Origin of the sequence: Paenibacillus sp. S28 (assembly GCF_016624415.1) — a bacterium.
Lineage (GTDB): Bacteria > Bacillota > Bacilli > Paenibacillales > Paenibacillaceae > Paenibacillus_AQ > Paenibacillus_AQ favisporus.
Genome location: NZ_JACVTM010000007.1, coordinates 131,438 through 156,330, shown reverse-complemented (window position 1 = coordinate 156,330; position 24,893 = coordinate 131,438). Strand labels below are relative to the sequence as shown.

20 protein-coding genes are annotated in these 24,893 nt (G+C 47.5%); 13 read left to right on the top strand and 7 right to left on the bottom strand.

Going from position 1 to position 24,893, the window contains the following annotated elements; translation table 11 throughout:
- Positions 1-64 precede the first annotated feature (64 nt).
- Entirely contained in the window at positions 65-1,162 is a 1,098-nt protein-coding gene (locus IAE55_RS18440; protein ID WP_200633484.1) for an L-dopachrome tautomerase-related protein, read from the top strand.
- A gap of 270 nt (positions 1,163-1,432) precedes the next feature.
- Here the strand turns inward: IAE55_RS18440 and IAE55_RS18435 are convergent, their stop codons facing one another.
- Entirely contained in the window at positions 1,433-2,167 is a 735-nt protein-coding gene (locus IAE55_RS18435; RefSeq protein ID WP_234489666.1) for a DUF4241 domain-containing protein, read from the bottom strand.
- Between the two features lie 258 nt (positions 2,168-2,425).
- A complete protein-coding gene (locus IAE55_RS18430) occupies positions 2,426-3,814 on the bottom strand; it encodes an MFS transporter (protein ID WP_200633482.1) in 1,389 nt (462 codons plus the stop codon).
- 346 nt (positions 3,815-4,160) lie between these two features.
- Here IAE55_RS18430 and IAE55_RS18425 point away from each other — a divergent pair, with 346 nt between their 5' ends.
- The gene (locus IAE55_RS18425; protein ID WP_200633481.1) at positions 4,161-4,760 is read left to right on the top strand and encodes a TetR/AcrR family transcriptional regulator; all 600 of its coding nucleotides are present in this window, start codon (positions 4,161-4,163) and stop codon (positions 4,758-4,760) included.
- Positions 4,761-4,965: 205 nt separating this feature from the next.
- Here the strand turns inward: IAE55_RS18425 and IAE55_RS18420 are convergent, their stop codons facing one another.
- Positions 4,966-5,718, bottom strand: coding sequence for an SDR family oxidoreductase (locus tag IAE55_RS18420; RefSeq protein ID WP_145163962.1), 753 nt, complete (start codon positions 5,716-5,718; stop codon positions 4,966-4,968).
- 164 nt (positions 5,719-5,882) lie between these two features.
- On the opposite strand from IAE55_RS18420, the gene IAE55_RS18415 reads away from it, so the two are divergent.
- The 4 genes from IAE55_RS18415 (at position 5,883) to IAE55_RS18400 (ending at position 14,823) form a co-directional block, all read left to right on the top strand.
- Positions 5,883-6,767: an AraC family transcriptional regulator gene (locus tag IAE55_RS18415; RefSeq protein ID WP_145163783.1), complete on the top strand. Its 885-nt coding sequence runs from the start codon at positions 5,883-5,885 to the stop codon at positions 6,765-6,767.
- 340 nt (positions 6,768-7,107) lie between these two features.
- A complete protein-coding gene (locus tag IAE55_RS18410) occupies positions 7,108-9,621 on the top strand; it encodes a LuxR C-terminal-related transcriptional regulator (RefSeq protein ID WP_234489665.1) in 2,514 nt (837 codons plus the stop codon).
- Positions 9,622-9,752: 131 nt separating this feature from the next.
- Positions 9,753-13,928, top strand: a complete 4,176-nt coding sequence (locus tag IAE55_RS18405; protein WP_200633479.1) for an S-layer homology domain-containing protein — start codon at positions 9,753-9,755, stop codon at positions 13,926-13,928.
- A 337-nt stretch (positions 13,929-14,265) separates the two neighbouring features.
- Complete coding sequence (locus IAE55_RS18400) at positions 14,266-14,823, top strand: DUF4362 domain-containing protein (RefSeq protein WP_200633478.1); 558 nt, start codon at positions 14,266-14,268, stop codon at positions 14,821-14,823.
- A gap of 201 nt (positions 14,824-15,024) precedes the next feature.
- On the opposite strand, the gene IAE55_RS18395 is transcribed toward IAE55_RS18400, so the two are convergent.
- Complete coding sequence (locus IAE55_RS18395; RefSeq protein ID WP_105442765.1) at positions 15,025-15,372, bottom strand: winged helix-turn-helix transcriptional regulator; 348 nt, start codon at positions 15,370-15,372, stop codon at positions 15,025-15,027.
- Positions 15,373-15,771: 399 nt separating this feature from the next.
- Here IAE55_RS18395 and IAE55_RS18390 point away from each other — a divergent pair, with 399 nt between their 5' ends.
- The 4 genes from IAE55_RS18390 (at position 15,772) to IAE55_RS18375 (ending at position 18,916) form a co-directional block, all read left to right on the top strand.
- On the top strand, positions 15,772-16,197 hold the full coding sequence (locus IAE55_RS18390; protein WP_200633477.1) for a MarR family winged helix-turn-helix transcriptional regulator: 426 nt from the start codon (positions 15,772-15,774) through the stop codon (positions 16,195-16,197).
- Between the two features lie 204 nt (positions 16,198-16,401).
- A complete protein-coding gene (locus IAE55_RS18385; RefSeq protein ID WP_200633476.1) occupies positions 16,402-17,133 on the top strand; it encodes an NADPH-dependent F420 reductase in 732 nt (243 codons plus the stop codon).
- Between the two features lie 325 nt (positions 17,134-17,458).
- Positions 17,459-18,415 carry a sigma-70 family RNA polymerase sigma factor gene (locus tag IAE55_RS18380; RefSeq protein WP_145163793.1) on the top strand — a complete coding sequence of 319 codons (957 nt, stop codon included), beginning with the start codon at positions 17,459-17,461 and terminating at the stop codon, positions 18,413-18,415.
- Positions 18,416-18,490: 75 nt separating this feature from the next.
- On the top strand, positions 18,491-18,916 hold the full coding sequence (locus IAE55_RS18375) for an SRPBCC family protein (RefSeq protein WP_076165061.1): 426 nt from the start codon (positions 18,491-18,493) through the stop codon (positions 18,914-18,916).
- 80 nt (positions 18,917-18,996) lie between these two features.
- On the opposite strand, the gene IAE55_RS18370 is transcribed toward IAE55_RS18375, so the two are convergent.
- Positions 18,997-19,413 (bottom strand): VOC family protein, encoded by a 417-nt coding sequence (locus tag IAE55_RS18370; protein WP_200633475.1) that lies wholly within the window; start codon positions 19,411-19,413, stop codon positions 18,997-18,999.
- A 98-nt stretch (positions 19,414-19,511) separates the two neighbouring features.
- Positions 19,512-19,859: a hypothetical protein gene (locus tag IAE55_RS18365; protein ID WP_200633474.1), complete on the bottom strand. Its 348-nt coding sequence runs from the start codon at positions 19,857-19,859 to the stop codon at positions 19,512-19,514.
- Positions 19,860-20,075: 216 nt separating this feature from the next.
- Between IAE55_RS18365 and IAE55_RS18360 the strand changes: the two genes are divergently transcribed.
- Both IAE55_RS18360 and IAE55_RS18355 read left to right on the top strand, forming a co-directional pair.
- Positions 20,076-20,999 (top strand): ketopantoate reductase family protein, encoded by a 924-nt coding sequence (locus IAE55_RS18360; protein ID WP_145163797.1) that lies wholly within the window; start codon positions 20,076-20,078, stop codon positions 20,997-20,999.
- A gap of 148 nt (positions 21,000-21,147) precedes the next feature.
- A complete protein-coding gene (locus IAE55_RS18355) occupies positions 21,148-21,912 on the top strand; it encodes an alpha/beta fold hydrolase (protein WP_186382086.1) in 765 nt (254 codons plus the stop codon).
- A 48-nt stretch (positions 21,913-21,960) separates the two neighbouring features.
- On the opposite strand, the gene IAE55_RS18350 is transcribed toward IAE55_RS18355, so the two are convergent.
- Positions 21,961-22,767 carry an AraC family transcriptional regulator gene (locus IAE55_RS18350; RefSeq protein ID WP_116230296.1) on the bottom strand — a complete coding sequence of 269 codons (807 nt, stop codon included), beginning with the start codon at positions 22,765-22,767 and terminating at the stop codon, positions 21,961-21,963.
- A gap of 96 nt (positions 22,768-22,863) precedes the next feature.
- Here IAE55_RS18350 and IAE55_RS18345 point away from each other — a divergent pair, with 96 nt between their 5' ends.
- Positions 22,864-24,792 (top strand): glutaminase domain-containing protein, encoded by a 1,929-nt coding sequence (locus IAE55_RS18345; protein WP_200633473.1) that lies wholly within the window; start codon positions 22,864-22,866, stop codon positions 24,790-24,792.
- The last annotated feature ends 101 nt before the right edge of the window (positions 24,793-24,893 follow it).

The following is a 24,893-nucleotide window of genomic DNA, read 5'->3' as shown; positions in this document are numbered from 1 at the left end:
GGCACTACATCAAATTTTCATCATATATAGATGATATCCGTTTAGAATTGATGAGGAGGATATCATGCAACCTATGTTACCTATGGAAAAGTATTTTGGGCAGTTTGAGCTAGTGCATGCTTTTTATGGGGCTATGCCTACAGGTGTCAGCGTTTCGGAAACCGGTCGTATTTTTGTATGCTTTCCGAAATGGGGAGACGATGTCCAATTTACTGTGGCGGAAATTGTAAAGGGGCAGTTGCAGCCTTATCCCAACTTAGAAACCAATTTGGTTAATACTGCGAATATTACGATGTCTTTCGTCAGTGTCCAAAGTATCGTTGCTGACGGAAGAGGAACACTTTGGGTACTGGATACAGGGGCACCAAATTTTTCTGAACCTATTCAAGGGGGAGCAAAATTAGTTGCTGTTGATTTAAGCACGAACACAATAAGGAGAGTATATACCTTTACTGAAGATGTTGTTTTGCCAACAACTTATCTGAATGACGTCCGTTTGGATTTTCGAGTAGGTAGAGCAGGCTATGCATATATAACGGATTCTTCTTCCAGAGGGCCAGGGGCTATTATCGTCGTGGATTTAGAAAATGGGAACGCGTTTAGACGGTTAAATGGGGCAGTATCAACTTCACCTGATTCTAATTTTTTACCAAAAGTAGAAGGTAGAATTTTGATGAATCGAAACCCTGACGGCTCAACTTCACCTTTTAGAATGGCTTCCGATAGTTTAGCGATTTCTCTGGATGGTAAGGTTTTATTTTATGCTCCGCTAACCAGCCGTCAACTGTTCTCGATCTCAACAGAAGCCCTAAGAGACAGAAGGATACAGGACATGAATTTATCTCAATATGTGCACTATTGGGGGGAAAAGGGTGCGTCTGATGGAATGATCACCGGCTCAAAAGGAACCGTTTATGCAGGAGACTATGAAAATAATAGCATCCGGAAAATATTGCCGAATGGCGCAATGGAAACCATCGCACATGATCCGAGAATTTTATGGCCGGATACTTTTTCGATTGGCCCCGATCAATACTTATATGTCATTGTGAATCAATTACATCGGCAGGCGAGATTTCATTATGGGAGAGACCTGCGGGAAAAACCATATAGTTTACTACGTATGAGAATTGATGAATTCCCTGCTCCTACCTTTTCATAGTCATCGTAAACGAGCAAAAGACTGGCTTTACTCACATTGTAAAATCATACCAGTGTATGTGAGGAGTAAGGAGAGGTGGTACATATGTAACAAGCAGGGGTAATCCTCTGTATTCACTGAAGTGATGAATATATCGAAGCTCGTCATCCGGAATTTTTGGTGGTGTGGCCTCGGTGAAGGTTACGCCTAGCAGTTAGCAAGAGGGGAAATAAAAGTTTCAGTGTGACGAGGAGGAGAACGCCTATAACGGTCGTTCTCCTTTGAACTGACTTACGTATATGCCAATTGAATGTCAATAAACTGAACGACGATTTGGCAGATTTCACCTGCTTGATCGTATCCCCAATAAACCGGATAGGCGCCATCGCCAAATCCGGATTGGAACATGGGGATATGGTAATCGGTGTCGGGAATTTTCCAGTTTAGCCAATCGCCACCATTTCGTTGATACTGTGGATTTTCGCGATAACTCTTGGCAAACAGGGCTGCAAAATAATCATCGTAAAGATTGCCATCAGGATGTTCTGTATGCCACCGACTAGCAAAGTCGCAAAAAGCTTGATGCGCCTGCTTATCGCAAATACATGCCAGACCAGCATCTACATTGAAGCCAAAAAACTCTTCGTTCCCCATCCCTAAAATATCTTCATGTCCAATCAGAGCTTCCTCGAACCGGACGGCAGGAACATCGGAAAATCGCAGACGAACGGCGGCATAGCGGGCACAGTCACCATCCTCGTCCGGCTTCACCACACAGGCTTCGGCTGAGTATGTTCCAACGGACGCCGTTAGGAAATAAGGCTGCTCCTCTATACTTCCCAAATAACATAGCGGGTCGCGGACAAGAATTTGGCCGGTAGGAATGGAGGTGGGACCAAAATCTATAACTGCCAGCTGCTTGCCTGCCATTTCAGACAAAATAAAATAATCATTCAAATCTACAGGGCATTTCAATTTGTCACGCTGCTGCTCCCACTGGGACAGCCATTCACTTGTTGGGATCATGGGCATTTACCTCCTGATATAGGCTTGTAAAAGTAGTGCGTTTTGAGGGTATTGAAGTTACAGGCATTAACACCAAAGTGGCATCCTCCCTATGTTAGAACAGCAACTCGCCTTGAATCAACTGCCTAATGAAATAAACTTTGAACATTCTCATGCTGAAGATCGAAGTTTAACCGCTTAAAAGCTGCGTTGCTGCGACTTTATATGGTTAACCCTATTTAATATGGCTATCAATTAATGTACTCCATATTAACCTTGCTAAGATGAAGATGACGATGTGGCTTTTGGGGCTATTCGTCTTAGGTACATAAAGGCACACAAATTGGATATAGCCGCCACCACGGCAAGCCCCCAGAATAGGTTGGCATACGTCTGGCTAGGCGGAAGATGCTTTTGCCATTCCATTGCACTTGACATCACCGCAATGCTGAATGCGCCGCCGATAAACTGCATCAGTTGGTACAATCCCGTTCCTGAACCCATCTGAGAAGAGGGGAGTAAGCACGAAATTTCGTTAGAAACGCAGCTGCTAATGATAGCAAAGCCTAAATTCATCAGCATGTACACAAAAACATTGGCCACCCAAAAGTGGGTGCCCAGTCCTGCGAATAATACGGCTGCCAATAATACGAGCATAGGAGTCGTACGCAGCATTCTGCTGCTTCCCCGCTCGTCGATCATCGCCCCGACCCTTCTTGATAGCAATGTAGACAAAATAGCACCTGGAAAAATAACAAAACCGGCATGACTTGCACTCAAACCAAAATGTTTCAACAGCATTTGCGGCAGCAAAAAAAGCGTTGCAAAGTTGCATAAATAGGCTAAGACCCCAGTTAAGGCAAGCATAAGATAGGTTCTGTTAGCTAATAATGACGGCATCACAAACGGATGTTTCGCTCGGCGGATATGCAGAGTAAAGACGATTATCCCTGAAATTCCGATCAACAAGGCAACGGGATGATAGTTGGTGAAAAATAGCAGCAGACCTGCTGTACCTGCACTCAGTGTCAGTGCTCCCATTACATCGAAAGACCGTTTGGACATCGACTCTTTTGGAATAAAACACATAAGCAGCGGGGCAATGCACAACAGCGAGGATGTAATGGCAAAAAGATATTTCCAACCGAGATATTGCACCACAAAGCCGCCAATCACCGGGCCAAGTCCAAAACCCAGTGACACGGAGGACATGATGAACGTCATCGATTTCCCCCGGCGCACCTGAGGTATGTAACGGGCTAGGAGCACTATGGACAGGGAGAGTGCCGCCCCGGCCCCGGCAGCTTGCACGATGCGGGCAGTTAGCAGCACCCAGAAATGGTTACTCAGCATCGCTCCAACCGAGGCGCCTCCCGTCAAAACCAGACTAATGCCGAACAATCGGTTAAGCGGAACCAAATCAGACAACCGGCTGTAGGTGATCGAGGAGATGGCGAACATGATAGAATAGCCGGTGACGGTCAACGAAACGATAGATGAAGGCAGGTTATATTCGTGGCTTAAATCGCTTAATGCCAAATTAAACATGGCCGTATTCATCGTGACCAACACAACAGTCATGCAAAGCAACGTAATAATGAAGCCTTCACGGGGAAGCAAGAGAACTACATTTTTCTCGGTCTTCGTATTGTGGAGAGCATCCTCCATGAGATTTCCTTCTTTCCTTCTTAAATTGTGAGAGGTTACATATCTAGCGCTCTAATGCCTATTTCTACAGTCATTGAAAAACCCTCCTAAAACGTTTATTTACTCCAAACAAGCGAAAGCCTGTCATGAAATCAATTGGAGTCCGCTTTTTTCTCGATCATTGCATTTACGTCCCATTGATGAATGGCCAGCCCAGGGCTATTTCATTTTGGAATGGCTTGCTGTACAATAAAAAGAGACCGAAAGGTATCTTTTATATTATCAGGATTCTAGTAAATGACAAGGCCAGAATTGTATAATTTATTTAAATCCATTGAAATAAAAGAGGTTCATACGGGAGGAGCTCATGAAAAAAGGGGATCGAACACGGGAACATATCATTATGAAATCGGCTGAAATTTTTAACCAGAGAGGATATGCCGGCACATCGCTAAACGATATCATTGCTGACACAGGAATTAAGAAGGGGGGCATCTATCGACATTTTGCCAGTAAAGACGAGATTGCGCTGGAAGCTTACAATTACGCTGCCGGCATGGTCAACAGAAAATTTTGTGAGGCGGTCGACCAAGAGCAGTCTGCTTCAGGAAAGTTAATGGCTTTTTTTCGTGTCTATGAGGATGTTGTAAACAATCCACCATTTATCGGCGGATGTCCTATGCAGAATACAGCTGTAGAAAGTGACGATACGCATTCAGAGCTTTGTGGTCGGGCAAGACAAGGTTTGCATACTTTCTTGGATATGATGAAAAGTATTATTCGTGACGGCATTCAAGCTGGGGAGTTTAGAGAGGATCTGGATGTTGATGCGCTAGCATCATTTGCATTTTCCTTGTTGGAGGGAGGGATTTTACTCAGCAAGCTGGATGGAGATAACAAGCACATGTTAATAAATATAACAATCTTCTCGTCCTATTTGCAGCAGTGCTGCTTAAAGACACGTTAATCTGGTGTTCTGGCACACCGCACTAAATAAGCTGTTATAAAGAAGGGCGTACCGAAACAGCAACGCAGTGCAGTGGTACGTCCTTTTACTGGTAGCTGAATACCTGACTCACGTATGTGCTCTAATACTATTCCTTACTTTTGAACAATTTTAAGGTAACGATAAATGGTAGCTTCTGATGTTTTTAGTCAGCATTATCCGTTTCCTATCCTTGCGCTGTCGGGCGGACCACGATTTCACTGACATCCACGTCATGGGGCTGCTCAATTGCAAACGCAATAGCTTTAGCGATCGAGTAGGGGGATAACCCAATATTCTGATAAGCTTCGAGTTTGGCTTTCATCTCTGGGTCCCTTATAGCGTCCAGAGCATCCGATTGCATGGAGCCAGGTGTGTTTGTGAATCCGGGTGAAACAATTGTTACACGAAGCTTATCGCCGGCTTCTTGACGCAGACCTTCTGAAATCGCACGAACGGCAAGCTTTGTCCCTGCATAAACCGACATATTAGGCAAAATGCGATAGGCTGCCGTGGAAGCAATGTTAATAAAATGTCCTGAGCCCTGATTCCGAAAAGTGGGTAGTGCCGCTGCTATCCCATATAGAACTCCTTTAATGTTAATGTCGATCATGTCTTCCCATTCCTCGACCCGCAGATCGTCAAAGGGAGACATGGGCATGAAACCAGCATTATTAATAAGAACATCAAGCTTCCCGAATTTCTCGCTTGCCAATTGGACAAGGTTTGAAAGGTCTTCGGACCGCTTCACGTCAGTAACGAGATAAGCTGCCTTACCGCCAGACTTCTCAATCCGGTTAGCTATAGCTTCAAGCTGATCCGATCGCCGCGCGCCAAGTACAACTTGGGCTCCTCTCTCGGCAAGCAGCATTGCAGTTGCTTCACCGATCCCACCACTTGCGCCTGTTATTACAATGACTTTATCTTGTATTCCGGACACACTCACCACTTCTTTCTTCTATAATATATGTCTCTTACACATTTCATTTTAAGAAAAGTGGGGGTTCAACCGGTAGACCATTCACGCCCGTTCCTTGCCTATTCCCGCCAGAGAAGTATAATGGGTTTAACTGATTTTTGAACAAAAGAGGTTGGTGCATAAACTTGAAAGAGCTCATTTCCGAGTTAGTCCGGTACATTGATCGTCTTACACCGATGGATGGCGTGCACAGCATGGCAATTCCTGAGCTTTATTTCAGACGTCAATCTCAGCAGTCACGGCCAGTGTACAGCAACAGCCATCCTTCCCTTTACATCGTTGCTCAAGGTTCTAAAACGGTGGACTTAGCCGAGGAAAGATATGATGTGGACCCAGGGAGCTATTTGGTCTCTCCGGTACATCTGCCTGTGATCGGACAAATTACTCAAGCATCGCCAAGCTATCCATACCTAAGTTTACAACTGACCTTCGATCCGGATCTTCTTCTCGATATATCGAAAACATCCAGTCCTTCGAAGAAGATGACGACTGAACGAGGAATCCTACTCAATCCGTCTACCTCGGACTTGCTCAAAGCGGTTTTACGCCTTGTAGAACTTCTGGAGACCCCCTCTGATATTGAGGTGCTGGCTCCCTTGATCATTAAGGAAATATTTTATAGGGTTCTTCAGGGCGAGAAGGGAGAACTGCTGAAGCAATATGCCGTGATCGGAAGCTATGCTCAATGTATATCCGAAGCCATACAATGGATCAGAAATCATTATTCCGAGCCTCTAATCATTGAAGAGCTGGCTAAGACGGTCAAGATGAGTCCGAGGAGCTTGCATAGACATTTCAAGAAAGTAACGGCCATGAGTCCGCTTCAATATCAAAAGATCATTCGCTTGCAAACAGCAAGACAACTGCTGCTAACGGAAAACCTGGATGCAGCTAACGCGGGATTTCGTGTTGGGTATGAAAGTCCTTCACAATTTAATCGAGAGTACGCCCGCTTATTTGGACGTCCCCCGATAAGAGATATTCATGATTTACGTGAATTTTCCTTGTAGAGGATATCTGCACATAACAAGAACATACACACTTAACAGCCGCATTGATGCGGCTTTTTTTTGCGGCTCGGCGTTGTAGACGCCATAGTAGGCTGCGCTTCCGGAACAAATCCGTACTTTAAGGGTTCATAGCTAGTATACTCGAGATCTGTGAAGCCGCGATTATTCGTCTTTCTCCCGATTCGACATGTTAAAATAGAAAGCACGAATACGAAAACGAATCCTTCACTTGGGAAAGGACCAGACGATGACGAGCGATTGGAATAACAACAACCCTGAGATTCTTTTATCAAAATTACGGATTCCCCACCTTCCTGTCCAATACGTGTCACGCCCACATTTGATCGAGCGATTGAATGAAGGCATGGCTGGGAAGGCGACATTTCTGACCGCACCGGCGGGGTACGGCAAAACGACCTTGGTCAGCGAATGGGCACGTCAATCGGACGTTCCCGTCGGCTGGCTATCGCTGGACGAAAAGGATAACGATCTGGTCCGGTTTTGGCGTTATGTCACGACTTCTATCGAGCGGTCGATCGGAGAGTTGCCGAGCTCGGTCCATGCTGCAGCTGACGCGCTGAATCCTGGACAGGCCGAACAGTTTCTCGTGAATTTATTGAACGAATTGAACCGCCTGCAAAATCCGCTCGCGTTGATCTGGGATGATTGGCACCTGATCGTGGAACCGGAGATCGTCGAATCCGTTTCATTCTTCTTGGAATATTTACCTCCTTCCGTGTACCTTCTATTCGCAAGCCGTGCCTCAGCCAGTATTGTCAAGGCGAGATGGCGGAGCCGTGACTGGATCCATGAAATTGATGCCGATCCGATGCGATTCGATTTGCGGGAGACGGTGGATTTCTTCCGGATCTATTCCGGGCGGGAGCTGCGAAGGGAGCAGATCGAACGTTACCTCGCCGAGACGGAGGGCTGGGTGACCGGCTTGAAGTTAATTTCGTTATCTTGGCGTTACGGAGGCCGTACAGATGCCGGGAAGAGGCGCCATTCTCCGGAAGGAGGGAGCTTGGAACAGTATTTGTTGGAGGAAGTGTTCGAAGCTTTGGACGAGCGGACTCAGCGTTTCTTGCTGGATGTGTCGGTTCTGGAACGCATGAACGGTCCTCTGTGCGAAAAGGTTGGCGGAGGTAACGGCTCGGTGAAGCTCGCGGAGTTGGTAGACGTCGGCCTGTTTCTCGTCCCGTTGGATGACCGTAGGGAGTGGTACCGGTTCCACCACTTGTTCGGAGAGTTTTTGCGGAATCGGCTAGAGCTCCAAGATCCCGTCAGAACGAACGCCTTGTTCCAAGCCGCCGCCGAATGGTGTGAGGGACAGGAGATGCTTGAGGAAGCGGTCGGTTATTATTTGGCCGGGCAGCGGTATGAGGAAGCCATGCGCTTGCTGGAAAGGATGCGCAGCGTCATGATCCGCCGGGAGTTCCACGCAATCCGGTCCTGGTTGCAAGCGATTCCTGAGCAGATGTTGATCCAGCGACCCTACCTGTTCTTTTCGTATATTTTCTCGCTGTTATGGTCCCATGATGTTGAGAAGGCGAACCGGTATTTGCTGCTGGCCGAGCAGTATTATGAGGAAACCTCGTCCATGTGGGGAGAAGGGGAAAAGAACCGTTATCTGGGTTACCTGTATTACGTTCGCAATTTCAAGGCGACCCAGTATGACATGGACATGATCCGAGCGCTGGAGTATATCCGTTTGTCGCTCCGACATAGTCCCGAAGGAACGGATTTAATTTTCGCGTCTCCCTATATGCCGCTGGCTCCATCGGTTTTCCGCTCGTATAACGGCAAACGGGGCAAGCATCTGCCCAGGGGCCTGTCGGACGACTTTTTCGCGAGCATGATCGAATTCATGGGACGGATAGGCTTGCAGGACTTGACGGTGATTTGCTATGGGGAACTGCTGTACGAACGGAACGAGTTGGAGCAGGCGGAGAACTATTTGAAGCAAGGACTCGCGGGCAGGAGCCATAAAGCCTATCAGCCGGAAAAAGCGTATGTCCCCGCAAGCCTATTCCTGTCGCGGATCGGAAGAGCGAAGCAAGACGTCGCCCTGGCGGAGAAGTGGCTGGAGGAGGCTTGCGCGAGAGCGCAAAAGGAGGAAGCCGATGCAGCGCCGATTCTCGTCGAAGCGGAGATGGCCGCTTTGCGGCTCGAACAGGGGGACCTTACGGAGGCCGTCCGGTGGAAGGAACGGTACAAGCTCTCCGCGGACGATCCGGTGTCCGTGTATCAGCTGTTCGTTTACGTCTTCCTCGTCCGGGTGTTGATGGAGACGGGTGAGCAGCAAGAGCCTTGGGAGTTGTCGGAAAAGCTATTTTCCATCGCGGTCAAGGGCCATCGTCCGATGGATGCACTGGATCTACAGATTCTGCAAGCGATGATGCTCCAGCGCGAGGACAAGTCGGAGGAGGCTCTGCTCAAGCTGGAAGAGGCGTTAGGGTACGCTGAGCCGGACGACTACGTCCGCGTGTTCGTCGACAAGGGCAAGCCTGTCGCGGAGCTACTCGCGGAATACGTGCGGCAGCGCCAAAAAGGGAATATCCGAGACCGCAATGCGCCCTCTCTCACTTACGTCCGCAAACTTTTGGCCTGTTACGGCGGAACGGCCGATCCGCTGAATATCCCGCCAGCCGCTCTGGAGACGCTTCTGACGCCTAAGGAGTATGCGATTTTCCGCCACATGGAAGTGGGCATGGACAATGCGGCGATCGCAGCAACGCTCGAAATCAGCATGGGCACCCTTAAAGCGCATATTAACCGCATTTATAGTAAGCTGCAGGCGAAAAACCGCTTGGAGGCGATAAAGCGCGGACGAGAGCTGCGGGGTGACCGCTGATACTTCCAAATTCGATCTAATCTTCTATAACCAAGGCTATAACCGCGGTTAGATTCAATAGCCAAAAGGATCTTTTATAATTTCTTTTGAAAGACTATTGATTGAGAGAAAGAAAGGATCGGCTGGATGGTATGAAGCGCGTTTTCTTATGGTTAATGGTTCTGCTGCTGGCATTTGATATTCTTCCAATGCCCATCTACGCGGAGTCGGAGGGAACCGACATGGCCGGCAGCGGGTCTGCGGAGGATCCCTTTATTATCACGGGGCTGGATCAACTCAACGCCATGCGCAACGATTTGTCGGCACACTATCGCCTTGCCGCGGATATCGATGCGTCGGATACGGCGAATTGGGACGGCGGAGCGGGCTGGAAGCCGATCGGGGAGCGGGGTAACAGTGACGAATCCGAGCAGTTCACCGGAGAGTTCGATGGAGCGGGATACGTTATTCGAAATTTGACGATCAATCGCCCCTCCGAGCAGGGTGTCGGCCTGTTTGGGATGATCGGCACGGGAGGGGTGGTCCGGAATCTCGGTATTGAAGGCGGCTCCGTCATCGGCAGCAATTTTACCGGCGCGCTGGCGGGGAACAATAATGGGACGGTCGAGCGAGCTCATGCAAGCGTCGATGTCACGGGATATGGAGCGGTTGGAGGGCTGGTCGGTTATGATTACGGCCATATCATCTCTTCCTACGCCACAGGCAATGTAAGCGGAACTAATAACGTTGGGGGATTGGCGGGTCGCAGCGACAGAACGATAACGGAGTCGTACGCAACTGGCAACGTAGTGGGGGAAAATGACGTAGGCGGACTTGTCGGACTGCTGTTTGGAGGAAACTTGACTCGGTCCTATTTCTCCGGCAAAGTTATGGCCCGTGGCTATTACATAGGAGGGCTCGTTGGAAGTCTGGACAGTGGAGACGTAAGTCAATCGTACAACATCGGTTCCGTCAGCGGAGACCGTGTCGCCGGCGGACTTGTTGGCATCTCGGTTTACGGACATATCGGTAAGACGTATACCTCCGGTACCGTTACCACTGCGTCAGGCGATGTCGGCGGAGTACTCGGTGCCAATAACGGCGCCATGATGGAAAATAACTACTGGGATTCGGAGACTTCTGGCCAGAGCAGCGGTTGCAGCTATAACAACGATGATTACGGAGTCGAATGCGTAGTGACCAAGCTCACTACCGCACAAGCCCTCAGCCAAACGAGCTATACAGGGTTCGACTTCGATGCGGACTGGTTCACGGTTGGCGGTTCGACCCGGCCGTTCCTCCGCTCGGAATGGTCGCAGACGATCAGCAACGTTCACCAGCTTCAGTTGATGGCGATGGATCCGACGGCGAACTATACGCTTGCGGATAACATCGATTTCGGCAATCTCTTCAAGGACGATAGCCGGGCGGATATGTGGGGGACGAGCGACGAAGCAGGAGCCGGATTCGCTCCGATCGGCGATTCGGCGCTCGGGTCCTTCACCGGCAGGTTGGACGGCCAAGGGCATGCGGTCCGGGGCTTAATCATTAACCGCCCTGATACAGGACAGGTCGGTTTGATCGGTTACCTCGGCGATGGTGGCCTCGTCCGCAGCATAGGGGTGGATGGCGGCAGTGTCCGCGGAGGGTATTCCAGCGGCGGATTAGTCGGGGACATGGGCGGAGGTACAGTCGAATTGTCCTATTCATCGGCGGATGTAAGCGGCATTGACAATGTCGGAGGGCTGGTCGGCAAGATGTTTCCCGGTGTCGTCAGGCAGTCCTACGCGACAGGCGCCGTCACTGGCACGTATGCTGTCGGTGGACTGGTGGGCCGCGCCGACCTAGGGAGTTTGGTCGAGGATACATACGCAACCGGCTCCGTCGAGGGAAAAGCGGAAGTCGGAGGGCTGGTCGGACGGCATGTTGGCACGATCAACCGAGCCTATGCCGCTGGACGCGTATCGGGCTCCGGTTCGGAGGTCGGAGGGTTAGTTGGGAGGGATTTCAGCCCGACTTCCATCGTAACTTCGGGATACTACGATGCCGCAGCGACAGGACATGGAGGCGGTCAGACGACGGCGTCCTTGAAGCAGAAGTCGACCTTCGAGAGCTGGGATTTCAGTGGGATCTGGACGATCGAGGAAGGGAAAACGTATCCTTTCTTGCAAGGAATTACGGCGAATATAGGCCGGGACGCAGCTCCCCCGGCGATCGTGAACATTCGGATCGAACAGCCGGATAGCATCCTGCTGACGTTCGATGAAGAGGTGAACTTGCTGTCTGCAGGAGGCTTCTCCGTTCTAGCGGACGGGGTTGATGTCACAGTGGTCGGTACCATAATGGCCGGGGCAAAGACCATGAAGCTGACGGTGGGTGAACCATTGCGCAGCGGCCAGGATATCAGGCTGTCGTACGATTCGCAAGCGGGAAGTATCGTCGATCTGGCGAATAATCCTTTGCCCAGCGTGTCGGATCAACCCTGGCCGCCGAATATCGAGGTCACAATGACAACGGCTGACGGCAGCAATTACCAAGACGGAACGTGGACAAACCAACCAGTGTCGGTGAGCGCATCCGTTTATGAGAGGACAGCCGAGGTTAACGAGTTTGTCTACTCGTTGGATGGAGGCGAGACTTGGTCGCCTTATACGACTAGCATTGAATTGCAGGACGACGGTATCCATGTCCTCGATTTCAAGGCGGCAGATGCGGCGGGAATGGAAACGGCGGAACGGCGCACGGTTAAAATCGGTTCAAGCGGGTTGGCATTGACCCCGACGATGGTAAAATCGGACGGAGGCACTTATACGGAAGGGGAATGGACGAACCAGAGCGTGACCGTCAGCGTATACGCTGAGGGGGGAACCGGCGGGATTGCCTCGTTCACCTATACGTTAGACGGCGGATCACCGCAAGCCTATACGAACAGTTCCCCGATCGAAATCACCGAGGATGGCGACCATGCGATCGTCTTCCAAGCGGAGGATGAGGCCGGCCATCAGTTGTCCGACGTGCTGAAGGTGAAGATCGATCGAACGCCTCCTGCCATCACGTTCTCCCCGAACGGCAGGGAATCCGTGGCTCCATCGGCTTCATCCCGGACGACGGCAGTGGATACCGGAAGCGGAATCGATCATTCAACGCTTCAATATGCTTGGACGACGGATCTCTCCGCTCCAGCGGAAGGTTGGGTGCCGGTTGCCAGCGGCACCGATCTGACGAAGAGCGGGGCGACCGGCGATTGGTACTTGCACGTAAGAGCATCGGATCGGGTGGGGAACTCGACGGAAGCCGTATCGAATCGGTTCCGTCTGGGCCAGGGAAGCAGCAGTTCGGCGCCATTGCCGGCAAACACGAACCTGGACGGATTGAATTGCGGTGCGGCAAGCGTGGTCGGATTGAAGGGCGGTGTAGTTAAGTTCGAAGGCGGCGAGATCTCGTTTCCCGCCTGTGCATTGGACCGCCCTTTCCAAGTGACGGTTAACAAAATAACCGATACGGATACTCTCCCGTTGTCCGATCATGAGCGTCTAGTCAGCCGAGTATTTGAAATGAAGAAAGACGTGCCGGGGAATTTCCTTGTTAATGTGACCGTCAAGCTGCGCTTGAACGCTGATGTGACCCGGCAGGATGGCGATCCAATTCTGCTCTGCTGGCTAAACGAGGATACCGGGCAATGGGTGCCATTGGGGGATCCGCAAATCGACTTTGAGAACGGCATGGTCAGCGGCACGATCAACCACCTCGGCAAGTTCGCGGCCATCGCCCGAACGGTCGTTAACAACGAATCCGCAGCCGTATTTACGGATATCCGGGGCCATTGGGCTGAAGAAACGATCCAGCATCTGGCGGGAAGCGGGATTGTAAAAGGGTATCCGGACGGCACATTCCGGCCGAATCGTCCGATTACACGGGCAGAGTTTGTTTCGATTCTGACCGCGGTCCTGCAATGGAAACCTAAGGCGGATAAAGTATTCATCGATACAGAGAACCATTGGGCCCGGGCTGCGATCTCCACGGCTTATGCCAATGGAATGATCCGGGGTTACGACGGTAATACCTTCTTGCCGGATCAGCCCATCACGAGGGAGCAGATGGCGGTGATGGCGGCGAATGCCTTACATTTGGAGAACTCGAAGGGTACTCCGTCCTTCACTGACGGGGATCGGATCTCGCAATGGGCGAAAAATGCAGTTGCGTCCGCGGTAGAACGAGGGATCCTCTCGGGATACCCTGATCGTACAGTGAAGCCCCAAGCTCAAGCGACCCGGGCGGAAGCGGTCACGGTGATCAAGAAAATCATTAGTAATATAGAAGATAAATAGAGGCGAATCAGAATAGGCCGTTCCTACAGGTCAAAAAGACCTGAGGCACGGCCTGTTTTTTTTATTGCAATGTGGTCCATATTCATATATATCAATATTATAAAAAAAATTCTGATAATACATAAATATTCTAACAGGAAAATAATCTAACGGGAAAAAATAGCTCAATGAAGACAAATGAAGGCAGCCGCCCACAAAACCGGCTGCCTTTTTCCTCAACTAGCGATGCAGTATGGTGTAAAAAACTAATTTAATTAGTCATGGAGTTAATGAACTCGCGTCTGCGATTGAAACATTCGTACTCGCTATAGCGTTGTTAAATATGAGGTGATCATTCATGATCAAACAGGTGTTAATATTAGCGGCTACGTTAGTTTTGCTATCGGGCTGCAATGAGAAGTCGGACAGACCTGGCGATAATACGACCAGTTCTTTCACTGCTCCTGTACCGGGGGAGACGGTTTCACCGCCAGCAAAGCCGAAAGCGTTCCCTGCTGTGTCTGACCCTTATGGTGCTGACCTAGCAGCCGCGAATGGAGATATCGTGAACGTTCACGGGAAGATGTACAATCCCGACAAGTGGAAGTTGTTTTTGGAGAATCTCGACAAGGGTGTGCCGAATCAGGTGCGTATAACGCAATATACAATTGAAGGTGACCCGATCTTCTATGAGCTGGTCTATGATGGGGCTGAGGCGATTACGTATACGTATGACAACTCGAGGGACGGGTTTGGTAGTGATGCAGGTCGTCCGAGCACGGTGTGTCGGGGGATTGAGCTCGAGAAGAACAAAGAGTTAGGCTCCCATTACAAGCTAACGGGATGTGATAATGAAACCAGTAATACGTTCTGGTTCACGAACATAGATGCTGAAGCCGAGGAGGGCGGCCAATAAGCACATAACTACACCGGGTCGCCACAACATGATTAAAGAACTCAGGAGGATGAAAATTTGAGAAAACTTGTCATCTTGCTTGCTCTAGTAATATAAAGAAGGGAAATCCATACCCTAGAAAATATAGAGATTATTAAGGATTCTCCAGCAAATCATCTTAAAGTGAAATTTTATAGTGATCAAATTAAGCTGGGATTCATCCTAACTGCCGAATTCCTTACCGAAGTCCTCCATTTTTTCAAGGATCGGCAGTAATTTATTTCCCTTATCGGTTAACGAATACTCTACTCGTGGTGGGACTTCCGGGTAAACAACACGTCTAATAACTCCATCGGTTTCCAGCTCTTTTAGCTGCTTTGTAAGAGAACCTTGTGATAACCCCCCAAGAAATTTTTTTATATCCGTATAACGACGTGTATCCCCTTTTAAATACCATAATATAAAGTATTTCCACCGTCCTGAAAGAATATTTTGTGTAAAGGCAATCGCGTACATATCCCTATTTTCATCCATAAACTCTTTATCGAATCCTTCATTACAGACTCTCATTGATATCACTCCCAATCCAAAGGTACAAAAAGATGTACTACGTTCATTTATTTTGCCCTCTTTGCAGATCCATCAAAACAATTTATGATGATGTCAATGCCATTGAGCAGTCAACTGAAATAAACATTTATTTAGCAGGCTAAGTAATATTCTAACACAAAAGAGAGTGATTTATCTCTAAGCCTATACAGAATGAAGGTGAAGAAAAAACATGAGCGGACAACATGAGAAGCAGCTTGCTTAACAAATGGTCTGTGGGAGGTTCAGTTCACCTTTTAAGAAATTCGCAGCCCACTGCATTCCATCCTGTTATGTATAGCTCAGTTGACACCAGAATTTCACCATGATATATTGAGCCCGCTTCATCATAACAAGATGCTTAAATGAGGAGATAAATGAATGTCAGATACAGTGGATTGTGATATTCGTCAGTCGTTAGATAGAATTTCTTCCCAAATGCGCAGGGATTACAGCGAGTCGCTAAGAGAACTTAACCTTTATGTCGGTCAAGAAAATTTACTTTATCGATTATGGTTAGGCGATGGGGTAACACAAATGCAGCTATGTGAACATTTAAAATGTGAACCGCCTACAGTAACTAATATGGTTAAATCACTGGAGCAAAACGGATTTATATATCGTAAACGTGATGAACATGATGCTAGGGTAATGCGAATCTTTCTAACCGACAAAGGCAAAGCATTAGAGAACCCGGTTGCAATGAAATGGAGACAACAGCAGGAAAAATTACTGCACTCCATTTTACCCGAAGAACGCTTGTTATTAAGAAGGCTTTTAAAGCAAATGGAGAGTAACTTATTATAAGTGATCTCTTCGGAATTTTACTTAGCAAACTAACTAACTCCATCAAGGAGATACAGGATCGGTTGACAACAGGCTACTTACTAACACTTGGTATTTTAGGGATCCAAAAATAGAAATTAAGTTCTTGTTAACCGTCGTAGTTGCCAGTCAACCAGACTGTCACCACGGTAATATAACGCTTAGAATAGGATAGGAGAAATGAAAATGAGATTTGGAATTATAGGTGCAGGACCAATCGCGTTAAATATTTCAAAAAAATTAGTTGAGAATGGACATGATGTCAAAATTGCAGATGCTCGCAGTATTGAACGGCTAGAAGGAAAAGAACTTGCAGGAACACCTGTGAATGTAAATGAGGTAATTACAAACATTGATGTTCTAGTCATATCTATCCCTTTCCACGCACTGCCAAGTATTCGCAACATTGTAGATCAAGCGGGGGAGGACGTAGTCATTCTAGACACCTCAAACTATTATCCATATAGAGATAACAAAATCCATGAAATTGAGAAAGGGATGGTTGAAAGTGTTTGGGTATCAAATCAATTAGGGAGACCCATCACTAAAGCTTTCAACAATCTGTTAGCCTATACGTTAGAACATAAAGGGTCTCCCGAAGGTACGAGAGGCCGCATTGCCATAGCGATTGCTGGTGATAACCAGTTGCATAAACAAATAACCATGAACATCGTAAATGAGCTAGGCTTCGACCCAGTAGATAGCGGATCTTTAAGTGATTCGTGGAGACAACAGCCGGGAACGCCTGCATACTGCACAGAACTTACCAAAGAGGAACTAACCGAAGCATTAAATAAGGCAAATAAAGAAAAGGCCCCATTCCTACGGGATGAAGTGATAGAGAGACTATCGGCAGCCAACGGGGGATATTCGCACCAGGACATTGTGAATCTGAATAGAGATATATTTAGTTCTTAACACGCTTGAGTGCCGCGTAACTGCGGCTTTTTTTGTTTTAACAATATGACAAGAACATATATGGTTAACCGTGGTTGAGCATCCTCGATAAGCCATGTTTGTCTCTCAATATAGATGGGGTACTTCGATGGCTAAGGTGTGGTCATGCATTCTTGTTTGAAAATAATCAGATGTATAATCCAGTTTTACATGCTAATCATCTAGGTGTCCCTTGGGATGAAAAATGCCCAGACATAAGAATGCCCAGAAAAGTTGATGAATTAGACCGCTTCATTACATATAATGAAGGTACTGCCCTTCGGGGAGATCGTTAAGGGAGGACACGATGAACGAGAAAGCATTTGACGAACCATTATTTGCAAGCTTGAAGCCGGGCTTAACCTCGTTCTGTTACCGAATGCTAGGCTCCATGGACGATGCGGATGATGCCGTTCAGGAGACGAGTATTCGGGTCTGGCAGAGCTGGAGCACGTTCAGACAGGATTCCTCGTTCAAAACCTGGGTCTATCGGATTGCCACCAACCTGTGCTTGGACAAGCTGAGGCAATCCAAACGCCGCGCGCTTCCCGTTGACCTGTTCGACCCGGCTGTCGGCATCGTCGAGCCGCGCGACACGCTGCCGGACTCTGCCTGGATCTGGCCGTCTCCCGACTTTGGGGGCAATCCGGAGGATCGGCTCGTCCGCAGAGATACCCTTCAACTGTGCTTCATTGCTCTCCTGCAGACTTTGCCACCGCGGCAGCGCGCGGTACTCATTTTGAAGGATGTATTTGAATGGTCCACCAAGCAGATCGCTGAAACGTTGGCGATGTCGCCGGCAGCGGTGAACAGCGCCTTGCAGAGAGCCCGAGAGACGATGGACCGGGCGCAGCTTCGCTCGGATGAGCTCAGCAGCATGGAGGTTCAACCGGAGCAGGAGCTGCTGTCCCGGTATGTGGAGGCCTTCGAGCAATTCGATATTGCTGCGCTAGTAGCGCTGTTCCACGAGGAAGGCTGCATGTCGATGCCGCCCTTCGAGATGTGGATCCACGGCAAGGAAGATTTGTCCGCCTTCTATTCGCTTACTCGCTGGCATTGCGAAGGTTCGCGTTTTGTGCCCATTACGGTGAATGGCGGTTATCCGGCGTTAGCCCAGTATATGCCGGACAAAGAGGGCTCTGGCCTGGTACCCTGGGGCATTCACGTCATCGAAACCAAAGAAAATCAAATCCTGCACGTTCAAAACTTCATCAATACAAAATTATTTTCGCGATTTGGGCTGTCTGAGCGACTCGACCGATGAATTTCGTATTTAGCATTCGTCTATATCATTGAGACTAACCAAACGACGAATATTATGAGAGAGGTGTCTAATCAAATGGAAACGAATCAACCAACGAAAGTAACCGTACAAACCGTCATTCAAGCCCCCGTCGAGAAAGTATGGCGCTATTGGTCCGAGCCGGAGCACATCACAAAGTGGAATCAAGCGTCCGAGGACTGGCATGCGCCGAGAGCGGAAAACGATCTGCGGGTTGGCGGCAAGTTTTCGACGCGGATGGAAGCGAAGGATGGCAGCATGGGCTTTGATTTTGGCGGCGTCTACGATGTAGTGAATCGGCATGAGGCGATCGGCTACACGATGGAAGACGGAAGAAGAGTAGATATTGCTTTCGTCGATCAAGGGAATGAGACGAAGGTCATTGAAACGTTCGACGCGGAAAGCTCCAATCCCGTCGAGTTCCAGCAAGCAGGCTGGCAAGCGATCATGGACAATTTCAAAGCCTATACCGAACAAAACTAATCATCGCGAAGAAGACGCCGGGGAAGATGCCCGGCGTCTTTCCTTTTTAAACCCTGGTATGAGCATGCTCCCCGTTAGCTTTAACCTTGTGCCGCATCCATGTTCATGTAGTTAATGGCCCACAGATGGCCGTCCAAGTCCACGAAGCCCCAATGATACATGATCCCATGATCTTCAGGTTCAGCGTGCAATTTCCCGCCCAAGGAGACCGCAGTATTCACGATTTCATCGACCTTTTCCCGGCTCTCGAAGGCCAATGCGATCGTCATCTGCGCATACTTGCTCGTATCGACGGTTTCCCTCTCCGTGAGCGTATTAAAGAATGCTTGATTGATCAGCATGACCTGCAGGTTGTCGCCGATCACGATGGCTACCGAATTCTCGTTATCGGGGAATTGCGGATTGAGCTCGAATCCGAGTCCGGTGAAGAACACCTTCGACTGTGCTACGTTTTTTACAGGCAGGTTGAAGCTCGTGAATGCGGACATTAATGCCATTTTCAAAACACCTCTTCGTCAAATTAGTTTGTGTTTATTTATGCCTTCGTTTATATAGACGACAGCCGATCCCGGAATTCATCGGTCTGAAGATAGACTTATTCTTTAAAATAGGGCGTAATCCCGCTAGAATATAGGCTCTCCACTAGCTTGAAAAATTGTTCTGACGATAAATCCTTTTGACGCTGGATCCAAAGCCGAAATAAAGAAAGGGAAGTTGTCAGGTAAAACTCAATGAAGTATGGCGTTAAGGCATGGTTTTGCGGAACGTTTAATTCTAATTGCCCCAAAGTGATCTCTTTTTTTAAGCGTTTTAAAAAACGGGCGCTTCCATAATCTCCTAAAAGGGCATTAAGAACCAGGAGATGTTCTCTTTTGTCCAGACAATAGAGCGTATCTTGAAACGTATGTATCGATAGCTCTTGATTCGCCAATTCTTTTTTCATGTCATTCAATAAGTCATTTTCAACAGAGTCTAACAATTCGTAAATGTCAGTAAAGTATTGATAAAAGGTGCTGCGGTTATATCGCCAATAGAAATATTATCCGACAAATCCTAAAATACTGATGGTTGATCAAGGAATAATAAAGATTTATGATCACATCATACAACACGTTGTCTGATAATCCAAAGGAAATGTTAATAAGATGGGGTGGTTTTCATGTCAGCAAAACAAGCCAGAATTTTAATTTTTGGTGCAGGTGTCATCGGGAGCATGTACGCAATGAAGCTTATTGAAGCAGGGTTTGACGTTACGCTGTTTGCACATTCTAAAAGATTTAAATCATTAAGCGAAAATGGCCTGCAGTATAAAGAAAAAGGTTCCGTTAAATCGATACAAGTGAAGGTCATTGATACGCTCGAAAATGACGATATATACGATTTTATTTTCGTCACCGTTCGTTATGACCGGTCCGAATCAGCGTTGTTAGCGCTAAAAGATAATCAAAGCAAACATATCGTTACGATGACTAGTAATTCAATTGGGTTTTCTTCGTGGCTGGATATCGTAGGGGATCGACTTTTACCCGCTTTCCCCGGCTTCGGCGGACAGATGAAAGATGGAGTATTGCATGCTCGATTTCTACCAAAGATTATAGCGGCAACTGCATTTGGAGAAGTGAATGGTGAAGTGACAGAACGCATCGAAAAACTCGCGAAATTATTTAAAACAGCAAAGCTTCCCTACGTTATTAAAAAGGATATGCAAGCGTATCTCATCACACATTCCGTATCCGACATTGCCATGCTGAGCGTTTTGCACTCTGAAGATAAAATAACTGACAAAAAAACAGTCAGAACCAGAAAGACGGCACGCCAAATAACAGTCACTTTAAAAGCGTATCTAAGGGCCATACAAAAAGCTGGCGTTTCAATAGATCCACCCATGCTTAAAATGGTGGTTAAATTTCCAAACTTATTATTGGATCTGTTCTTTATGACATGGCTACGAACTAAAATGGTTCGCGATATGATGTTACCGGACTATGCGAATCGTGCTAACAATGAGATTGTGCAGCTGAGTCATGATTTAATGAAATTTTTAAGTCAAAAGGATATCAAATCGGTTGCGCATTCCATCTGAATAGAGGGAAGACGACAAGAACATGGTTGAAGATAGCAATCCAAAAGAACTTGGAAACTTTTGTTGTGATACTATTAAAAATACCAGTCGTCCGAAGATCGAAACTTGAATGTACGATCTTACAAATACAACGCAAGGAGGCTTAAGCATGAGTGAAAAAAAATGTGGTTACGAGAAAGTAAATGGACTAAATATGTATTATGAAATCCATGGGAGTGGTAAACCACTAATTTTGCTCCATGGCCAGTTTGCGACTGCCAGCATGTTCGATCCCATATTACCGGAGTTGGCTCTTCACCGCCAGGTAGTTTTAATTGAACAGCAAGGCCATGGTCATACCGCAGACATTAACCGCCCCTTAAGTTTTGCTCAAATGGGTCGTGACACCGCTGAACTTGTGAGTCAATTAGGGATCACGGAAGCGGATGTGTTTGGATACAGTGCTGGTGGAACAGTCGCACTGCATCTGGCGAAGTCTAATCCTCACCTTGTTCGCAAGCTGGCACTAGCCTCGACTATTTATAGTATGGATGGCTATTTTCCATATATAGTTGAAGGCATAAAACATGCTTCTGCCGAAGCTTTTCCATTACAGATGAGGCAAGAATACGAACGTGTAGCCCCCCATCCTGATAACTGGTCCAAACTTATTGCCAAAGGTGCAGAAATGGCGAATAACCCGAATTCAGAGGATTTTCTTGAACCGACGCAATTGCAACAAATTACCGCGCCCGTCCTCCTCGTCAATGGAGACAGTGATATTATTCGCCCAGAGTATGCCAATGAAATGGCAAAGCTGCTTCACACCAGCCTCATCGTAGTGCCTGGAGATCATGTTTCGTATATTTCTACTCAACCTCAGATTTTGCTTGGTCATCTAAAGAAATTTTTCGAGTTATCCCATAACCAGTAAAGCCTAAGGTATCACCGCAGCAGCTTCTGATGATTCTGTCATTCTTTATTATTTAATCTGCCGATACTCTGAAGGGGAAACACCGGCGATGGATTTGAAGACGGAGGAGAAATAATGTTGATCGGCGAAATTCAGCTTGTTTGAAATTTCGTTAATGCTGAGATGGGTATTCAGTAAATATTGCTCGGCCAATTCAATTTTGTGTTTGCGAAAATAGGCGTAAGGCGTGATCCCGTACGTTTCCCGAAACATCTTGATCATATGATTTTTCGAATAGCCGAGTTGTTCACACAGATCGTCCAAATCCACCTTATTCTCGATATTGCCGTCCAGATACGACTTGATCTGTTCGGATATGGTTGGCGCTTTATGTTTTAAATGGTTCTTTAAGCGCAATACGATTTTAAGAAGAAGGACGGTTACTTCGTCTATAAAGCTGGGATAGTCCATATGTGTGGCCGACGATAGGTTAATGATCTCATTCATATAGGAGAGAATGTTGCACTCCTTGATGAGATACGTATTTTCAGGGAGATATTGTTTGAATAAAGATTCGGCAAAATCACCATTAAAAATAATCCAAATTTTAATCCAGGGCTGATCTTCGCTGGAATAATAGATATGGTCGCTGTTTTTAGTCAATATGTAAACGTCGTTTTTCTGAGGGTACAGCGTTTGGGAATTGATCTCTAGAACGCCGCTGCCGTCGATGATATATTCAAACGAATACAGGTTTTCTCCATGGCGTTCGATCCGGTAATTCTTATCACAGTAAGAGATGCCCGACATGAGCACATTGAGTGGAAGCTTGGAATCATTAAGATGCCAAAAATTGAAAATGGTTTCGTTCATCATGATAATCCTCACATTTACAATGATAAATCCTATTAAATTACGTTTTGGAACATGATAAATTATACACTAAGAAACGCATTAATGGGAGGAATCCAAATGAATCTTCGTGCACCAGCTGTTCCGCTGATTACGGTTGACCCTTATTTTTCCATCTGGTCTATGGCAGACAAGCTCAATGAATCGGACACCAAGCATTGGACGGGCAAACCTCACCGGATGACCGGCACTGTGCTGGTTGATGGGAAAGAATATGTTTTCATGGGCATTAAGCCGGATAGCCTGCTCATGGAGCAGACAAAATTGGATATTCATGCTTTGTCGAGCCAATACGAGTTTGCATGCGATGAAATTCGGTTAACCGTTACGTTCACGACTCCGCTGTTGTTGGATGATTTGAAGCTCATGTCCAGACCGGTGTCTTATATTCATGTGAAAACCGAGTCGAACGACGCGAAAAAACATGACGTCACAGTGGCCATCAGTGTAGATGGAGAGCTATGCCAAAACTTGAAATACGAGTTTCCGACCGTGTATACGGATCTGAGCGAACCTGGTTTTGCTTGCGGCAAGGTGGGCAGCAGCATTCAGCATCCGTTAACCAGAAGCGGAGATGATCTTCGAATTAACTGGGGCTACGTCTATCTCGCATCCAATCATAGCGGCGCTTCAGTAAGCGCTTCCGAAGATACAAACCTCTACGGAACCGTAAATCATGCCATGGGGCTATCGATCGTTCTGGATACGGAGCAAAATGCAGAAGGGCTTTTTGCAGTCGGCTATGACGATATCAAATCGATCGAATATTTTCATCAACATCTGGATGCCTATTGGAGAAAAGACGGAGAGACGATTGAAGAGGCGATAAAGCAGGCGCTAAATGAATATGATACGTTGTATGAAAAATGCGAACGGTTTGCTGAAAAATTGTATCAAGACGCCTCGGCATCGGGAAGCGAAAAGTATGCAGACCTGGTATCCCTCGCTTACCGGCAAGCGATTGCCGCCCATAAAATCGTAGCGGGTCCGGATGGAGAAGTTCTGTTCATTTCTAAGGAGAACTTCAGCAATGGCTGTGCGGCTACGCTTGACGTGACTTACCCATCCATTCCACAATTTTTGCTATATAATCCCGAATTAGTGAAAGGGATGCTTCGGCCGATATTCAAGTACGCTTCAACCGAGGTTTGGCATTATGACTTTGCTCCCCACGATGTGGGCACCTACCCGCTTCTGAATGGGCAAGTATACAGCAACGGAACTACACCCGACTGGCAAATGCCGGTTGAAGAATGCGGCAATATGTTAATATGCGCTGCGGCTGTCGCGATAGCGGAGCAGGATGTTTCATTTGCGCAAGAAAACTGGGGACATCTTGAAACTTGGTGTCAGTATTTGATCCAAAACGGCATTGATCCGGATAACCAGCTGTGTACGGACGATTTTGCAGGGCACTTGGCCCATAACTGCAACTTGTCGCTTAAAGCGATTATGGGTATTGCCAGCTTTTCTATCTTGAACCGCATGGCAGGAAACGAGGAAAAGGCAGAGGAACTCATGGAACTCGCCCGATCGATGGCGGAGCAATGGAAGTCTATGGCTGCGAACGATGACGGTACGTTCCGTCTGGCATTCGATCGCCCCGGCTCTTTTAGCATGAAGTATAATGCCATCTGGGATAAAATCTTCGGCCTGAACTTATTCCCTGAAGATACGTTCAAGGCAGAGACGCAAGCCTATATCGAGAAGCATTCGGGTACCTACGGCCTTATGCTGGACAATCGCAACACCTACACTAAATCCGATTGGATCGTGTGGAGTGCCGCGCTCTGCGAAGACAAGGATGATTTCAATACGATCGTCGATCGGTTATGGCTCGCATACGATCAATCGGAGAGCCGCGTTCCGATGACCGATTGGTTCCAGACGACCGACGCGAAGATGGTTGGTTTCCAGAACAGATCGGTACAGGGCGGGTTATTCATCAAGCTTATTATGGATAAGGAGATTTGCAAGCTTCAATCGTAGTCAACGACTTGCATTAGAATAGCGAAATTGTCAAATCCCCCTTTGAATATTTATTCCGAAGGGGGATTTGCTGTCTTTAGTGGACAAGGTAGATATCAGCT

What these genes read in the sequence shown, in the direction of transcription:
- IAE55_RS18405 (WP_200633479.1), top strand. Translation starts at nt 9,753, where the DNA reads ATGAAGCGCGTTTTCTTATGGTTAATGGTTCTGCTGCTGGCATTTGAT.
- IAE55_RS18385 (WP_200633476.1), top strand. Translation starts at nt 16,402, where the DNA reads ATGAGATTTGGAATTATAGGTGCAGGACCAATCGCGTTAAATATTTCA.
- IAE55_RS18345 (WP_200633473.1), top strand. Translation starts at nt 22,864, where the DNA reads ATGAATCTTCGTGCACCAGCTGTTCCGCTGATTACGGTTGACCCTTAT.
- IAE55_RS18355 (WP_186382086.1), top strand. Translation starts at nt 21,148, where the DNA reads ATGAGTGAAAAAAAATGTGGTTACGAGAAAGTAAATGGACTAAATATG.
- IAE55_RS18375 (WP_076165061.1), top strand. Translation starts at nt 18,491, where the DNA reads ATGGAAACGAATCAACCAACGAAAGTAACCGTACAAACCGTCATTCAA.
- IAE55_RS18350 (WP_116230296.1), bottom strand. Translation starts at nt 22,767, where the DNA reads ATGATGAACGAAACCATTTTCAATTTTTGGCATCTTAATGATTCCAAG.
- IAE55_RS18400 (WP_200633478.1), top strand. Translation starts at nt 14,266, where the DNA reads ATGATCAAACAGGTGTTAATATTAGCGGCTACGTTAGTTTTGCTATCG.
- IAE55_RS18395 (WP_105442765.1), bottom strand. Translation starts at nt 15,372, where the DNA reads ATGAGAGTCTGTAATGAAGGATTCGATAAAGAGTTTATGGATGAAAAT.
- IAE55_RS18360 (WP_145163797.1), top strand. Translation starts at nt 20,076, where the DNA reads ATGTCAGCAAAACAAGCCAGAATTTTAATTTTTGGTGCAGGTGTCATC.
- IAE55_RS18435 (WP_234489666.1), bottom strand. Translation starts at nt 2,167, where the DNA reads ATGATCCCAACAAGTGAATGGCTGTCCCAGTGGGAGCAGCAGCGTGAC.
- IAE55_RS18365 (WP_200633474.1), bottom strand. Translation starts at nt 19,859, where the DNA reads ATGAAAAAAGAATTGGCGAATCAAGAGCTATCGATACATACGTTTCAA.
- IAE55_RS18440 (WP_200633484.1), top strand. Translation starts at nt 65, where the DNA reads ATGCAACCTATGTTACCTATGGAAAAGTATTTTGGGCAGTTTGAGCTA.
- IAE55_RS18370 (WP_200633475.1), bottom strand. Translation starts at nt 19,413, where the DNA reads ATGGCATTAATGTCCGCATTCACGAGCTTCAACCTGCCTGTAAAAAAC.
- IAE55_RS18390 (WP_200633477.1), top strand. Translation starts at nt 15,772, where the DNA reads ATGTCAGATACAGTGGATTGTGATATTCGTCAGTCGTTAGATAGAATT.
- IAE55_RS18380 (WP_145163793.1), top strand. Translation starts at nt 17,459, where the DNA reads ATGAACGAGAAAGCATTTGACGAACCATTATTTGCAAGCTTGAAGCCG.
- IAE55_RS18425 (WP_200633481.1), top strand. Translation starts at nt 4,161, where the DNA reads ATGAAAAAAGGGGATCGAACACGGGAACATATCATTATGAAATCGGCT.
- IAE55_RS18430 (WP_200633482.1), bottom strand. Translation starts at nt 3,814, where the DNA reads ATGGAGGATGCTCTCCACAATACGAAGACCGAGAAAAATGTAGTTCTC.